At 38.7% G+C, this 16,528-nt stretch carries 11 protein-coding genes; 7 read left to right on the forward strand and 4 right to left on the reverse strand.

Going from position 1 to position 16,528, the window contains the following annotated elements; genetic code table 11:
• Window positions 1–54 precede the first annotated feature (54 nt).
• A complete protein-coding gene (locus H5187_RS10655; RefSeq protein WP_182797847.1) occupies window positions 55–600 on the reverse strand; it encodes a GbsR/MarR family transcriptional regulator in 546 nt (181 codons plus the stop codon).
• Between the two features lie 278 nt (window positions 601–878).
• On the opposite strand from H5187_RS10655, the gene adhP reads away from it, so the two are divergent.
• Window positions 879–1,889: an alcohol dehydrogenase AdhP gene (gene adhP, locus H5187_RS10660; protein WP_149980237.1), complete on the forward strand. Its 1,011-nt coding sequence runs from the start codon at window positions 879–881 to the stop codon at window positions 1,887–1,889.
• A 47-nt stretch (window positions 1,890–1,936) separates the two neighbouring features.
• Here adhP and H5187_RS10665 read toward each other — a convergent pair whose 3' ends face one another.
• Together H5187_RS10665 and H5187_RS10670 are read right to left on the reverse strand one after the other, a co-directional pair.
• Window positions 1,937–4,351, reverse strand: coding sequence for a TonB-dependent siderophore receptor (locus H5187_RS10665; RefSeq protein WP_182717235.1), 2,415 nt, complete (start codon window positions 4,349–4,351; stop codon window positions 1,937–1,939).
• A 208-nt stretch (window positions 4,352–4,559) separates the two neighbouring features.
• Window positions 4,560–5,828, reverse strand: coding sequence for an amidohydrolase family protein (locus tag H5187_RS10670; RefSeq protein ID WP_182797848.1), 1,269 nt, complete (start codon window positions 5,826–5,828; stop codon window positions 4,560–4,562).
• A gap of 146 nt (window positions 5,829–5,974) precedes the next feature.
• Here H5187_RS10670 and H5187_RS10675 point away from each other — a divergent pair, with 146 nt between their 5' ends.
• The 3 genes from H5187_RS10675 to H5187_RS10685 all read left to right on the forward strand — a co-directional run bounded on the left by H5187_RS10675 (window position 5,975) and on the right by H5187_RS10685 (window position 8,888).
• Window positions 5,975–7,795 (forward strand): DUF885 family protein, encoded by a 1,821-nt coding sequence (locus H5187_RS10675; RefSeq protein ID WP_182761047.1) that lies wholly within the window; start codon window positions 5,975–5,977, stop codon window positions 7,793–7,795.
• Window positions 7,796–7,890: 95 nt separating this feature from the next.
• Window positions 7,891–8,388, forward strand: a complete 498-nt coding sequence (locus H5187_RS10680) for a YcgN family cysteine cluster protein (protein ID WP_182761046.1) — start codon at window positions 7,891–7,893, stop codon at window positions 8,386–8,388.
• A complete protein-coding gene (locus H5187_RS10685; protein WP_182797849.1) occupies window positions 8,388–8,888 on the forward strand; it encodes an RNA methyltransferase in 501 nt (166 codons plus the stop codon). The genes H5187_RS10680 and H5187_RS10685 overlap by 1 nt, the downstream gene beginning before the upstream one ends.
• Window positions 8,889–8,959: 71 nt before the next feature.
• On the opposite strand, the gene H5187_RS10690 is transcribed toward H5187_RS10685, so the two are convergent.
• A complete protein-coding gene (locus H5187_RS10690; RefSeq protein ID WP_182797850.1) occupies window positions 8,960–10,690 on the reverse strand; it encodes a hypothetical protein in 1,731 nt (576 codons plus the stop codon).
• A 250-nt stretch (window positions 10,691–10,940) separates the two neighbouring features.
• Here H5187_RS10690 and H5187_RS10695 point away from each other — a divergent pair, with 250 nt between their 5' ends.
• The 3 genes from H5187_RS10695 to H5187_RS10705 all read left to right on the forward strand — a co-directional run bounded on the left by H5187_RS10695 (window position 10,941) and on the right by H5187_RS10705 (window position 16,441).
• Window positions 10,941–12,641, forward strand: coding sequence for a M1 family metallopeptidase (locus H5187_RS10695; protein ID WP_182797851.1), 1,701 nt, complete (start codon window positions 10,941–10,943; stop codon window positions 12,639–12,641).
• Window positions 12,642–12,855: 214 nt separating this feature from the next.
• Window positions 12,856–14,127 (forward strand): sugar MFS transporter, encoded by a 1,272-nt coding sequence (locus H5187_RS10700; RefSeq protein WP_149980243.1) that lies wholly within the window; start codon window positions 12,856–12,858, stop codon window positions 14,125–14,127.
• 424 nt (window positions 14,128–14,551) lie between these two features.
• The gene (locus H5187_RS10705; protein ID WP_149980244.1) at window positions 14,552–16,441 is read left to right on the forward strand and encodes a methyl-accepting chemotaxis protein; all 1,890 of its coding nucleotides are present in this window, start codon (window positions 14,552–14,554) and stop codon (window positions 16,439–16,441) included.
• Window positions 16,442–16,528 lie beyond the last annotated feature (87 nt).

The raw sequence follows: 16,528 nt of genomic DNA on the forward strand, positions 1-16,528 counted from the left end.
ACCTAGAACCTAGAACCTAGAACCTAGAACCTCAGTCGCGATATAAAATCGCTGCTACGATTTTTTCAATATCTTATCTTTAAAATCGAGTACTTTACCAATACCAGAGCCTAGCTTCATTAAACTTTGTAGTTGCTCAGGGCTTAAGCGCTGTAGTTCTGAAGACCACTTAGTGACGGTTTCAAGTAGATCATGAATTTCATGCATTTGTTGTTGGGCAAACTTTTCATCGTCGGTGGTTGCAGGCTCTAACAGGTTATCTCTGAGTAAACTGAGAGTAGGGTCAATCTCACGCTTTTTACGCTCTTCAAATACGCGGTTTGCCATATCCCAAATAGTACCTGCAGGGGCGTAATATTCTTTTCTGTCACCTGGAATATGCTGCACTTTTATTAAACGCCAAGATTGCAGTTCTTTGATCCCCATGCTGACATTACCACGAGAAATGCTTAAGGCATCGGCGATTTCGTTTGCTGTCATTGGCTCTTTGGTGATGATCAATAAACCACACATTTGGCCAATGGTGCGATTAAAACCCCAACGACTGCCCATTTCGCCACAGTGCATTACAAAGGCAAAGTTCTTATCTGATAACGTCATTGCTTCTCAAGTTTCAATAAATAATGAAATTAATGCTAGCACGCTGAATATGTTTAGCAAGATTTACTGCGCAATACGCTGAATTTTCCTTGGCTGAAGCAAGCCTATGGGATTATGTGCTGGTACTAATAGTCGTTCTGAACAAGTTATATCACTAAAGTTTGATTTAGATTAATTTTTGCTCATTTAGAGTCGCGTAAGGTGTACACTAATTTACGACAACTAATTTCTTAACAACAACTACTCAATAACAACTTCGCAACAACAAGGAACGAGCAATGAAAGCAGCCGTTAATAGTACTTACAAAGGCAAATTAGAAATTTCAGACTTACCCATTCCAACCGTTGGAGTCAATGATGTTTTAGTTAAAATAGCCGCATGTGGTGTGTGTCATACTGATTTACATGCCTGTCATGGTGATTGGCCAGTAAAGCCTAAAATGCCGTTAGTTCCAGGGCATGAAGGTGTTGGAGTGATCGAACAGCTGGGTAGCAATATTACTCATTTAGAAATTGGTGATCGTGTTGGCATTCCTTGGCTATACAGTGCATGTGGTCATTGTGAATTTTGTTTAGAAGGTAAAGAGACCTTATGTCTTTCACAGCATAATACGGGTTACTCAGTTGATGGTAGTTACGCTGAATATTGCTTAGCCGATGGGAACTATGTTGTAAAGATCCCTGAAGGCTTAGGTTTTTCAGAAGCTGCGCCATTATTTTGTGCCGGTGTTACAACCTATAAAGCGCTAAAAGTGTCAGGTGCTAAGCCAGGACAATGGGTTGCTATTGTTGGTGTAGGTGGGCTTGGGCATCTTGCGGTGCAATATGCAAAGGCAATGGGCTTTAATGTAATTGCAGTGGATACTGGTGTTGAAAAACTGGCTTTAGCAAAAGAGTTAGGTGCAGATATCACACTGGACTTTAAAGAATGTGTGCCTAGTGAGGCTATATTTGAGCAGGTAGGGGGCGCACATGCTGTGGTATGTACCGCTGTATCCAAGCCGGGGTTTGAGCAAGCTTATAAGAGTGTTCGCCGTGGTGGAAAATGCGTGTTAGTTGGTCTGCCTCCAGAGGATATGCCGTTGCCTATTTTTGATACTGTACTCAATGGCGTTTCTGTTGTTGGCTCAATTGTTGGCACACGTAGAGATTTACAAGAATGTTTAGAGTTTGCTGCACAGGGCAAAGTTAAAGCAATTATTGAAGAAAAACGTCTTGAAGATATCAATGACATATTTGACGATATGCTCAAAGGTGAAATTAATGGCCGTATAGTAGTCACTATGTAAAGTTAAAAAAGCGCACAAGCATTTTGTGCGCTTTTACAGCTTATAACTTAAAGCTTATAGCTCAAAGTTAGTTTCGCATTGCGTTCTTCGCCTGGCATACCACCTAAAAACATTGCTTTTGAGTAATAAACTTTATTAAACAAATTATTTAAATTTAGCTGTAAGCCCCATTTATCAGTGTTATAACTTAACGCAGCATCATAAATAGTATAGCTTGGTACATAACCATCAGGAATGCCGAATGATGACGAGTTAGTACTACGGTCATCCACGTACTTAACACCTGCACTTACTTTTAGTGGCTGGGCTAGTTCAAACCACTGAGCACTGTATGTTAACCATGTACTTGCTGTTACATAAGGCACACCTTTTTGACGGGCAGCAAATGTGCTCACATTAGGGTTTTTCTGATCACGTGCATCTTGATAAACACCATTGATATTGACCTTCCATTGATCATTTAAATAGGCATTTAAATCAAGCTCAACACCACGGGTTTTTTCTTCACCATCAAAGTAATTTTTTGGTACCGATGGATCTGGCTTTGTATCATCATAGGCAGGGTTTACATATTCTAAGTTAGTACGTGCAGTGTCAAATACCACTAATGAGGCGAGTACCTGATCATCAAAGGCTTTTACTCTTATACCTAAATCAGTACTAAGAGATTGCGCATCATCACGGTCAGCTTCATTGCCTGAAACAGAGCCTAAAACGCTATACGCAGTGCGACCCTTCGAATGATTTATAAATATAGACAGGTCATCAGTCGGTTTGTATGTCGCGCCTAAATTATAGGTTAAACCATTATCCGAGGTACTTGCTTCTGGCGTCGCAGCAGCGGCACTGGCCCGGTAACGTGCATCAACACCTAAATGTTCATATTTTTGAGTAATTTCGTTGTATGCAACACCAATACGGGTTGTGAAGCTGTCATTGATATAAGCAACATGTTGCAGTCCTAAGCCCCATGCTTGCACTTTTTTACTATAGTTACTGGTTTTAAGCGGATCATAGTCGCTAAATTGCCCGTCTGACCAAACCGGTGTACGAATATCTAGAATATAGGGTAAAGAGCCTTGATAGGTTATATCGCCATTTTTATCTTTGAGAATATAGTCTTTATCCCAAATAGAATACTGCGTGAAGCGTATATCGCGGTCTTCATAATTAGCATTGACCAAAAATTCGTTTTCTATATCACCTAAACTAAAGTCATAGCGTAAATCTGCAAAGTATTGCCATGACTTTTCATCGGCCTCTACTTGGCGATATTCTTGACGGCGTGCAGCAAATGGATAAAGTACATCATCAACTACCAATGGCGCACGAGGGTCTTGATTTATGACGCCATTTTTTTGCCGCCAATAAACATAATTATAGGCGCCTGTTTGACGTGCAAAACTTGACTCATAATTACGGTATTGCAGTTGTTGGTTTAAAAATAAATTGTCAGTTATATAGTAATTATGAGTAAGTTTAAAGCGTAACTCTTCACCTTCGTTGTCTTTTGCCATGGGTGAGATAATACCGCGATGACCAAATTTATACGGTGTTAAACCATCAGACGCTGCAAGTGAATTCGCTAATTGTTGGCGCTGCGCATCAGATAATTGCAGCCCAGCAGTGGTTGGATCATTGACTAAATCATCCGCAGCCACTTGGCCGGCGGTTTTGCCATTTACCGACTGCGCATTATAAATACGGATAGGGTGGCCAATTGAATCAACTGCAATGGCATCTTTAATATAAGCGGCTGAGATCATAATATTTTGGCGGTCATTAAACACATATTTTAATGCGCCGTAGATTTCATCGCGGTCATCTTTTAAATCACGGTAGCCATCACTACGTGCTGTTTTTGCATTAACTCGGTATGCTAGATTTTCGGTAATTGCATTGGTGCTATCAATTGATAATGAATAGGTATTCCATTGACCAATTTCCGCTTGTACGTTGTGCTGCTCGGTAAACTGTGGCTTTTTTTCAATCAAGTTAATTACGCCACCTGCGCTGCCCATGCCATATAAACCAGTGGCGGGGCCTTTTAATACTTCTACGGCCTCCACATTGGTTAGTGATCGAGTTGGATTGAATGTGTTTCCTAGGCCCGCACCGCCATACATACCATCATAAGTATAATTTGCACCAAGGCCACGGATCACTAAATTGTCGCCAATTCCGTAGTTATTACCTGCTTGGGTTACACCACTGATATTACGGGCTAAGTCTTGTAAGTTATCAACGCCTTGCGAGTTGATAAGCTCTTGATCGACGATAACAATAGGCGCAGGTGTTTCCATTAACGACATATCAGACTTTGTTGCTAAACCCGAATTTAATACAACATGATTTTGCTTTTGATAAACCGTGATGCGTTCAAGATCGGATTGTTCGGCCGCAGTTGCATTATATGCTGTTAAACAGGCTAGGGTAATTAGAGAGAATTTATGCGTTGTCATAGTCATTACCATTAAAAAATTTTCGTAATGATAATGTGTGGCATTTGTATTTCAAGTTTTAATTATCTAAAAAAGGCAATTATTTAAACCTACCCCAAGCTGCTTACCTTTTGCTTTCAAAATATTAATATATTAACAACGTATTTAGTTAGCTGTTAGTTTAACCCTTGCTTAATGATGGAGTTAGCTTAACGCTAACTCCACACATTTATTTATAAGCAACACCTGCTTTCATCACAAATGCTACATTTTCTAGCAAGGTTATGTCTTGCAGTGGATTGCCTTTAACGGCAATGATATCTGCTGCAAAGCCTGTTTTAATTTGCCCTAGTTGATTTTCAACTTTTAACAGTTTTGCGCCATTAATCGTTGCTGCTTGAATAGCCTGTAGTGGCGTCATGCCAAACTCAACCATTCTCGAAAACTGTTTTGCATTATCACCATGTGGGTAAATTGCGGCATCGGTACCAAATACCATGTTGACACCCGCTTTTACGGCACGGCTAAAGCTGTCGCGTTGCTTTTTAGATACTTGGCGCTCTTTTGCTAGGTTTTCTTCGGCTACACCATTTTGCTCACCAAACGTGAGGGTATACTCAGTGTTATAAATATCCATTGAAAACCAAGTGCCGTGTTTTTTTGCCAGTTTAATTGCTTCATCGTCAACAAAACTGACATGTTCAACACTGTCTACACCGGCTTTAATGGCTGCGGTAATACCACTGGTACCATGTGCATGTGCAGCAACCGTTAAACCGCGCATATGTGCTTCATCAACAATGGCAGTCATTTCTTCTAATGAATACTGTTGAATACCTACTTTTGTGCCCTTAGAAAATACTCCGCCAGTGGCGCAAAACTTAATAACATTGGCACCGTACTTGATGTTTTCGCGTACTTTTGCACGAACAGCCCATGGGCCATCAGCCACACCTTCGGCAGTGTATTTCATTTCAGGAGGTAGACGGTTGTTGTCACAGTGACCACCCGTTACACCCAAAGAGGGACCAGCAGCCCAGATGCGTGGGCCAATAATATCGCCTGCATTAATGCCGTCACGTACTGCAATGACACTGTAACCTTCGGCGCCCACGTTACGTAAAGTTGTAAAGCCCGCTTTTAAGGTTTTTTCTGCAAAATAGGCCGCTTTAATCGCTTTACGTGGCACTGACTGACCGATACGTTCACTACGAGGGACTGTTGGACCGCTGGTTAAGTGTACGTGCATATCCATCAGGCCAGGCAGAATGGTTAACTCGGGCAACTTAATATGGTCATCACCTTGTTGTAGGGTTGGCATGGTGCCACTACTGATTTTAGTAATGATACCGTCATCAATTTGAATAAGCGGTGCATTAATAAGCTTGCCATTATTTACGTCTAGCATTGCTTTAGCACTAACGTACGTTGTTGCTTGTGCGCTAAAAGCGCTGACACACAGTAAGCCCAAAGGGACAGAAAGTGATAATTTATTCATTTATTTTCTAATTTTTGATTATTTTATATAGCAATGTAGCAAGCAGTTTTTAGGCTGTAAACAAAACGCGATAAGTATCGTATTTTCTTTATTTAGCGATTTGAAAGCTGCATACTTGCGCTAACTTCTTATACTCAGGGATCATTATGAAAAAATTTAAGTTAACCTTGCTTGTCGCTGGTGTACTCAGCGCTTTGTCTGCGTGTTCAAATACGGCTAATAATAATTTAAATAAGCCACAATCAGCATTAACAAGTGAAACTGCCAGCGCAACAACACAACAATTAAATAGCTTGGTTGAGCAGTACTTTGTGGATTCGTTGCAATTTAGCCCTCTTGATGCCACTTATATTGGCTATAACCAATACAACAACCAATTTACAGCACCGATTACCGAGCAAAACCGAGCTCAGCAGCTTGCTTTTTATAAAGATTATCAGCAACGTTTAGCGGCGATTGACCAGCAGCAGTTAACCGGTCAAGCCTTATTAAGTTATGAAATACTGGCACGGGATTTAGCATTAACAATCGAAGGTTTTCAATTCCCGAGTTACTTATTACCAATTAACCAAATGTCTGGCGCTCACAATACGTTTGCAGGCTTTGGATCGGCGCAAAGTGCGCAGCCATTTGCAAGCTACCAAGATTATGAAAATTTCGTCGCGCGTGCTGAAGGTTTTGTAACTTGGTTAAGCAGTGTGCAAGATGCTATGCAGCAAGGGGTAAATGAAGGCATTGTTTTACCAAAGCCATTAGCTGAAAAGTTATTACCGCAATTTCAAGCGCATATAGTTACCAGTGCAGAACAATCTTTATTTTATAGTCCGATAAAGCAGCTTCCAGAGCAATTCACAGCAGCGCAAAAGCAACAACTCACTGACCAATATAGTGCACTTATTATGGATAAGTTGGTCCCAGCGTATACAAAAATGAGCGAGTTTTTAGCGACCACTTATATACCAAATAGCCGTGCAACAGTAGGTTATAGCGATTTACCAAATGGTAAAGCATGGTATGAATACCAAATAAAGAAAAACACCACCTTAAGTTTATCTGCTGATGAAATTCATGAAATTGGTCTAAAAGAAGTATCGCGTATCCTTAATGAAATGAAAAAAGTAAAGGAAACCGTTGGTTTTAAAGGCAGTTTAAGTGAGTTTTTTACTCATTTACGAGATTCTGATGAGTTTTATTTTGATACACCTGAGCAATTAATTGCGGCCTATGAAGCCGTAAAGTTAAAAATTGATGCGCGTGTACCTAAATTATTTAACATTGTCCCCAAAGCTGATTACGTTGTAAAAGCGGTTGAAGATTTTCGTGCTGAGTCTGCGGCAGGAGCATCTTATCAATCACCAGCACCGGATGGCTCTCGTCCGGGAATTTTTTATATTAATACCTTTAATTTAAAAGCGCAGCCTAAGTTTCTACTCGAAACATTGTCAATCCATGAAGCAGCCCCAGGACACCATTTTCAAATCGCCTTACAGCAAGAAGTTCAGTCATTACCTGAGTTTCGAAAATTTGGTGGTTACACAGTGTTCGCCGAAGGTTGGGCATTATATGCTGAAAGTCTAGGTAAAGAATTGGGTTTATTTACCGACCCATATATGTGGTATGGCCGTTTATCTGATGAGCAATTACGCGCTATGCGATTAGTGCTCGATACAGGTTTTCATGCTAAAGGCTGGACTCGTCAACAAGGTATTGATTACATGCTGGCTAATTCCTCAATGGCTTTAAGTGATGTAACCGCAGAAGTTGAGCGCTATATAGCTTGGCCAGGACAAGCATTGTCGTATAAATTAGGGCAATTTAAAATTCAAGAACTGCGAGATTATTGTAAACAAGCATTAGGTGATAAATTTGATATTAAAGAGTTTCATACGCAAATTTTAATTGATGGTGCTTTGCCGATGCCAATACTAGAAGCGAAAATTAAACGTTGGGTTGATACGCAGCGCTAACTTTTAAACTTGAAATAGCGCAAAGCTGAATGTAGCTTTGCGCGCGGTGCTCAATTAAGCTAAAATGCGCGCTATTAGGGGCACCGAGTTATACCATGTTTGAAAACCAATTTTGGCTTGAGAAATCACTTGAGCAAATGTCACAAAATGAGTGGGAAGCCATTTGCGATGGCTGTGGAAAATGCTGTTTAAATACCTTTATAGACAGCGAAGATGAAGATGAGTTTACCGCCACAGATCAACTTCGCGATGGTGAAGAACTCATTTTTACTAATATTGTTTGCCAATACTTAGATAATAATACGTGTGGTTGTAGTGAGTATGAAAATCGACAAACATTAGTCCCGTCATGTGTAAAATTAACCAAAGAAAACCTCGACAGCATTTTCTTCATGCCGCAAAGTTGTAGTTACCGCCGTTTGCACGAAGGCCGTGGTTTAGCGTCTTGGCATCCATTAAATAACGGTGGCAGCAAAGAACTAATGCATACATTGGGTATTTCTGTAAAAGACAAAACAGTAAAAGATTGTGATGTAGCTCTAGATGACTTTGATCTGTATGAAGCAGATTGGCCAACTAAGGATTGCGATTAATGACTGCGAAGATTGGTTTGATCAATCCTAAAAGTCCCTCTAACGTTGGCGCAGTGTTAAGAGCTGCGGGTTGCTATGGGGCTGAACAAGTATTTTTTACAGGCACGCGTTATTTAAATGCTAAAAAGTTTCATACCGACACAAAAAATGTTGTTGAACGCATCCCACTGACTTGCGTTGACGATTTAGCAACAGCAAAGCCCGCAGGTGCGACTGTGGTGGTGATTGAACTAATAGAAGGTGCAACTCCTTTGCCTGAGTTTGTTCATCCTGAAAACGCATTTTATATTTTTGGCCCTGAAGATGGCTCTATTAGCAAAGATGTACTGAACTGGTGCGATGAAGTGGTGTATATCCCCACAATCGGTTGTATGAATTTAGCAGCTACCTGTAATGTGGTTCTTTACGATCGACAAGCTAAACTCGGTGGTGTAGAAAGTTCTGATCAAACGATTATTAAAAGCCGCGACACCAATAATAAAATGATATGGCAGAAATAGTAAAAACTGAATTGAACAATTGAAAAAGGGGCAATTAATGCCCCTTTTTTCGTTTAATTCCAAAAAAGTTATTACTTTTTAGTAATTTTGATCTCTGAATTAATAACAATCCCTTCATCTTTTATATCTGTTGCAAAATACACAGACATTGTTTGATTTTTTAATTGTTCAAGTTCTTCCGGTAGTGCTTGCCCTGTCATTTTAAATACTTCGATGACAGGAGTCATTAATGATTTCAGATCAACTGCGGTATTTAAAAATCCATTTTTTTCAAGTGCTTGTTCTGATAATGTATTTGCAATAGCCGCTGATTTTTCACCAGTGAATAAAACAATATGCTTTCCTTTTTTAGCTAACCTTATATCAAGGCCAGCAGGTAAAGGATAAGGAATTGCAGCATTGACACTAATTGCATCGCCGTTTTCTGGTATTTCAAGCTCCGCTAATGCGGGTAAAAATCCTTTAGCAGTAAAAAGTAAATTATCAGGATCTGTCGCAGAAAGTGTGATTAGCGCGTCTAAAGCTTTTAGTTGTGGCAGTTGATTTGCATCGGCTCCTAAAGCAAGATCTTGAATACTTACACTGACACCTTGAATACCATTAGCCATAGCGGTCATCATTGATAGTACAGCTAAATTTGAGTCTTGAGTTTGTTGCTGTAAGGCAACAAGAGGTGCACACTCAAATTCAGCTTTTTTAAATGTACTTGAGAGTATATTTAAAAGCGGTGGAATTTTTGAAATATCCGCACCATAAGCAACGCTTAGCATTTGCCCGTCAAGTTTAGTTGTATGCTCAGGAACAAAACCCCGCACAGATTTTAATGTTTTAATAATATCTGTAGCAGTGCTTTGGAAAATAGCATCTGCTTTAAAATGAGCATCAGAGTTTGTTACTTGTATGTACGTGCTACCGGTTACTGATGCAGGCCAATAACTAACAAGATTGGTAATGTCATTTTGGCACTGTGGTGTTCTAGCTACCTCTAAAGCATTTGGATCACCCAATTCTTTTAATAGTTCATCAAGCATTTCACCTAGGCGTGATGGTGTTCTAGCGGTAATAGCATTAGCAATCTCAACATGGTCTATATACGCAATAGAGTGGCCATCAAATGAATAATTAGTAATATAGTTTTCAAGTTTAGCGGTTTGCGTTAATGATTTTGTTGGTTTATCAATTGCTAAAGCAAGACGTAAATCTTTAATTGTATTAAGTTTTGTATCAAACGTGATGGTAGCCCAGTTATCTTTAACAGACACAATTAAGTTTAATGTAATGTCATTTTCAAGTACTAAAGGGTACGTGTTGTAGTCAACACCTTCGATGGTTTGTGTTGTGAAGTTAATTCCCGCTTTATCAGCTGAGCTATTAATTGTATTAAATAAAGCTGTTTCATCTTCAAGTTGATAGCGTAATACTGGCATTAGACCAATTGTATAGGCTAGAGCTTTATAATCATCGGCGAATCCCCAGGCTGCTTTTAGTGTTTCATAAGATGACAATGATGTTTGATATTGATCTAATAGAGACGCTAAAAACTGTGCATTGTTATCGTTACTTGCCGCTAAATTTTCGATCAATGGCGTAAAATCGTCAGCACCTTTCATTTGATCTGGAATCAAATTGAAATATTTACTATAGGGAAATGGTTTTAGCTGACCATAAAATAAAGCAGTATCAGCAGGGACGTAATCAAGTTGAGCAAGTTCTAATGAGGCTGTTGAACTGTCAGTTTGTGTATAGATTATTGCACCCGCCGCTACAGCAACTGCGCAACCAGCAAGTAGTTTGGTGTTCATTTGGAAATTCCTTTTTTGTATCAGTACCAAGCGGTACGTTCTGTAGTATTTATGTTTTGTAAAACGATATCATAAAAGTGCGTAGCCTAGCGAGGAAAAGCACTATTAGTGTTGGTTTTAGTGAGGGCACGGTATTTATATAAAATTATTAATTTTATATAAATAATTTGTTGTTTAAACGCAAAATTATCGAATGTTGTTTGTTGTTATGTGACTATCTTACTTCATAATAAAGATAGATGGGATTAGCATGAATAATCTTTTTTCTCGAAAAAGTATAATTAATTATATTGCAGTACTTATAAGTTCAGTTTCATTAGCTGCTTGCACCTCAAGCGAAGTGCCATTAGATCCTATTGTAGGAGACACGGGGCAAGTTTTGTCAGATATTGCGTTAAGTAGTGATGTGAAGTTTTATGATTTAGAGTTAGAAGTTTTTCCTACGGATAAAAAAATAGCCGGTATTGGTAAAACCTCATTTTTAATGCTTAAAGCAAACCAATATGTAGAACTAAAATTAGACAGTCGATTTAATATCAGTGATGTAACTGTAGCTGGAAAGAGCGCAAGTTATAAAAGGCTAGGTGGTATTATTACGATTAACTTAGGGGAAGTTAAAACGCCGGGTGAATTGGTTGATGTTGCAGTTCAATATTCAGGGAAGCCACATATTGCGAACAATGCGCCATGGGAAGGTGGCTTTGTATTTGATAAGTCGTCTGATGGAAAACCATGGATTGCAACGGCAGTACAAGGAGAAGGGTGCGATTTATTTTGGCCCTGCAAAGATCATTTTAGTGATAAAGCGGATTCAATGCGTATTCGTTTAACTGTTCCTAACGGTCTTAGTGCCGTGACTAATGGTGTGCTGCAAGATGTCAAAAAGCTGCAAAATGATAAGGTACAATTTGATTGGCTGTTATCTGTTCCCGCCAGTGATTATAATATAGCCTTAAATATTGGTAACTACGAACGTATTCAAAAATCATATACCAGTATTAATGGTACACAGGTACCTATTGAGTTTTGGGTCTTACCTGAAAACAAACAAAAAGCAGAGGATTTGATCGATTTTGATTTGCTCAATCAAATACAATTTTTTGAAAGTCATTTAGGTCCTTATCCATGGGGGAATGAAAAGCTAGGCTTTGTTGAAACACCTCATTTAGGTATGGAACATCAAACGATTAATGCTTATGGCAAAAAGTATAAACGTGATGAAAATGGCTATGATTGGCTACTACAGCATGAGTTAGCACATGAGTGGTTTGGGAACTTAATGACCCATGAGAGATTAAATGATGCCTGGCTTCATGAGGGCTTTGGTTTTTACATGCAGCCTGCTTACAGCTTAAATAAATTTGGCAATGCCGCATATAGCTATACGATGTACAAATCGTATTTGGGGTTAAAAAATTGTCAGCCAGTTGTTCGTGAAGGAGAAGTTACTTCTGATGAAGCATTTAACTCGGATATTTATGGTAAAGGTGGCTGGACGTTACATACATTACGTTGGTTAATTGGAGAGCAGTTATTCTGGCGTGCAACACGAGAATTATTGTATGGTATCGATAATACCTCAGACATAAAGTATCCAATAAAACCACGATATCGTAATACAGAACATTTTATTGATATTGTAAACAAACTAACAGGTGATAATTATAATTGGCTATTCGATATTTATTTAAAGCAAGCTGAGCTACCAATCTTAAATAAACGACAAGTGAATGGAGTTATTACACTTAACTGGGATGTGAAATCTTTAAATAATAAGCCTTTTCCTATGCCTTTACCTATCTCTATCAATGGTAAAGAGGATGTTTATTATCCGCAAGACGGAAAAATTATTTTAAATATCAATCCAGATGATCACGTAGTCGTTGATCCTGATATGAAGGTTCTTCGTTACTTACCTATTATTTCTAAATGTAACAAAAAGCAGGATTAATACTTTGCGATTGATACCACAGTAAATTGATATTTACTGTGGTATCAATCGTCGTGAGTAACTCTGCTGTTACGTGTTTCAAAAATACGTGTCACGTTAGTAACTATTTGTTACGGTTGTATATCAATGCGTGGATCGTTCCAATTTAATTTTTGTGATTTTTTTATACTAATGTGTAGAATCACACACAACTTGTTAATGGAGTGAAAATCACGTGAGTGAAATAAATATAAATAAAACGTTTGTCACTGAGCAGCCGCAGCAAAATAATAATTACCTGTTACCTTTGACTGCAATGACAACTCTATTTTTTTTATGGGGTTTTATCACAGTACTAAATGATGTACTGATCCCGCGTTTAAAAGGGGTGTTTGATCTTAGTTATACGGAAGCGATGTTAGTGCAGTTCTGCTTCTTTGGTGCTTACTTTATTGTTTCTTTACCCGCGGGGATATTGGTTAAGAAATTTGGTTATAAAAATGGTGTGCTTAGCGGTCTTATCGTGGCTTCTATCGGCTGTATGTTATTTTATCCTGCAGTGGTCGTACATGAATATTGGCTATTTTTAACCGCATTATTTGTACTAGCCGGTGGTGTCACCATTTTACAAGTATCGGCTAACCCTTATGTTGTGGCGCTTGGGCCTGAAAAAACAGCTTCGTCACGGTTAAATTTAGCGCAAGCACTTAATTCATTAGGAACGACTATTGGGCCCTATGTTGGTGGCATTTTGTTCTTTGGCGCAGCAGGCTCATTGACTGCATCTGCGGCGACAGCAGAATCGGTAAAAATTCCTTATTTAATGCTTGCTGCAGCACTGCTTACTATTGCTGTTGTGTTTGCATTTTTAAAATTACCTGAAATCAAATCACACAAAGAAGAACTCGATTGCAAAGCAAAAGGTCATTCTTTAACGCAAGCCCCGCATTTAGTTATGGGGGTGTTAGGTATCTTTTGTTATGTTGGTGGTGAAGTGGCAATAGGTAGCTTTTTAGTTAACTTTTTCGGTGAAGCTCATATTGCAGGGCTCGAAGAGCATACCGCTGCCGCATTAATTGCCTATTATTGGGGCGGGGCGATGGTAGGGCGCTTTATTGGCTCTGCTGCATTACAAAAAATTGCACCATCAAAAGCAATTGCTTTTAATGCATTTGCGGTCATTGCGTTACTTTTAATTACAATCTTCACTGAAGGTGACGTTGCTTTGTATGCTGTGCTGTCGATTGGTTTATTTAATTCTATTTTGTTTCCGACAATTTTCTCAGTCGCTATTCAAGGGCTAGGTTCATTAACCAGTAAAGGATCTGGTTGGCTTTGTTTAGCGATTGTTGGTGGTGCATTAGTACCGTTAATTCAAGGCGTTGTTGCTGATGCAATGAATATTCAAGTTAGTTTTATTATCCCAGCACTTTGCTATTGTTTTATCGCTTGGTACGGGTTGAATGTTGTAAAACTTGCGAGCAAGTGGCAACAAAAAATAAACTAAGCTAATAGTAAAACCTCTTTAGATAAATGCATTTGCAGCACTGTAAATGCATTTATTTTCTTATTATTCTCAATGAATCAATCGCACTCTAAAGTAAAACCTCGCAGTTTAGTTCATTACAAAATAACGACGGATATGCACTGAATACGTATTCAATAGCTATTGTTTATAAAAATCACTGGAACCTTCCAATTTTGAGTTTGTTATTTCTTCGGTGCAATTACGACATTGACTGTCTTTACTTATCGATTAATTACTTTATGAATTTGTTATAGGAGTAAGCGCTAAACTAATTTTTTTACCATGCTTTATTATTGTTTTTGGCTATAACATAGCAACTGTTGGCGATAAGATAAGACAAATAGCGTTATTTTTGTTAAAAAGTAGTTAGCTAACAACGATAAAAAAAATAAATAGGTGTGTCATGCAAAGCTCGCTAAAATTTACCACTAAGGTAACTATCGCAGCATCTGTGGTATTAGTGTTGGTGCTGGGGTTATTTACCATCAATAACTTTATTTCAATGCGCTCACAAACGCAGCAGCAACTGTCTCTAATATTACAAGAAAGCTCTCAATCGGTTTCACAAAATATTGCTAATTGGCTCAATAATAAATTAGCAATCGTTCAGTCTGTTGCGAAAACGCATCAGCAAAATGACACTAAGGAATTAACTCTTAGCCAACTCAATAGCGCAGAAATGGCAGGTAAGTTTAAAAACACCTATATAGGCAAACCTGATGGTACTTTTGTACTCAATGATCAAACTGTTGTATTACCTGCTGATTATGATGCCACAATCCGTCCTTGGTATAAGCTGGTAGAAAATAAAACCACCACAGCGTTTACGACTCCTTATATCGACGTAACCACCAATGAGCTAACTATTTCAGCGGTTGCGCCCATTTTAAATAATGGCCGTTTTAGTGGTGTCGCAGGTGCCGATATTGATATGCAAACCATTACTCAAATAGTCAACGAAATTGATTTTTTAGGTTTTGGTTATGGTTTTCTATTAGACAGTGACGGTCGTATTCTAAGCCATCCAGATATCAAACTAAACGATCAGAGTATGGCGAAGCTGTTTGGTAAAAACCTTGCTTTAAAAGCTGAGTTTGTGGAGCAAGAAATCGCTGGTATTGATCATCTTGTATCATTTACACATATCAAAGGTATTGAAAATGTAGATTGGTATTTAGGTGTGGTGATCAACAAAGATATTGCTTATTCATCAGTGGCTTCATTTAGAAATATGGCTGCGATATATATGTGTTTGGGAGTTATCGCGACGATATTAATGATGCAATTTTCATTGCGTTATTTGATGCGGCCTATGCAGCGTTTAAACGATGCAATTAAAGATATAGCCCAAGGTGAGGGGGATTTAACTCGTCGTTTAGAGATTGAAAACGATGACGAATTTGGTGAACTGTCAGGTTATTTTAATGCCTTTATAGATAAAATTCATACCTCAATTGACCAAGTAAAAACGACCACGGTTGAACTGGAACGTTCAGTGGAAAGCTTAGTTGAGCAAACAGAGTCAACGCTAACGATGTACAGTGACCAAACTAAACGCACAGACAGCGTTGCAACAGCGATTAATCAGCTGTCATCAAGTGCGATTGAAATATCAAGCAGCGCAAGTCATGCATCAACCCTTGCTACTGATGCGAATACACAGTCAGTACAAAGTCAAAGTACGTTAAATGATAATATCAATGCCATTGGTGTGTTATCGCAAAATATGGAACAAGCACAACAAATTATTAGTAGTGTTGCTGAACACTCTGCAAGTATTGGTCAAGTACTCGAAGTTATTAAAGGAGTCAGCGAGCAAACGAATTTACTTGCACTTAATGCCGCAATTGAAGCCGCTCGTGCCGGAGAGGCTGGTCGTGGGTTTGCCGTTGTTGCAGATGAAGTGCGCCAGTTAGCTCACCGTACTCAGCAATCAACCCAAGAAATTGAAAATACCGTTAGCCAATTACAACAAGGTTCAGGCAGTGCCGTTGCGGTTATGAAAGCCAGTTTAGTTGAAAGCGAAAATACTGTAAAACAAGCGCAAGCAGCCGGTGAGCAAATGGCAGGAGTAACCAAAGCTATAAAAGCAATTGATGATGTAAATCATAGTGTTGCAAATGCGACCACTGAACAAAATCAGGTAATACACTCTTTAGATAATGATATTCATACAATTAGTGAGTTATCTCAACAAGGTCAGCTAAACTTAAATAACACTTTAGCTGAGTGTACTCGTTTAAAACTGCAATTTGATGAACTTGAAAAAATGGTGCTACGTTTTAAAGTCTAAATGCAATCAGCGATAACTAAAAAGATAAAATAAATGATGCCGGAATCACCTGTAAGCCAAGGATGAAGGGCTAAATAACGTTGTTTC

The organism is Pseudoalteromonas sp. SG44-1, assembly GCF_014164315.1.
Taxonomy (GTDB): domain Bacteria; phylum Pseudomonadota; class Gammaproteobacteria; order Enterobacterales; family Alteromonadaceae; genus Pseudoalteromonas; species Pseudoalteromonas rhizosphaerae.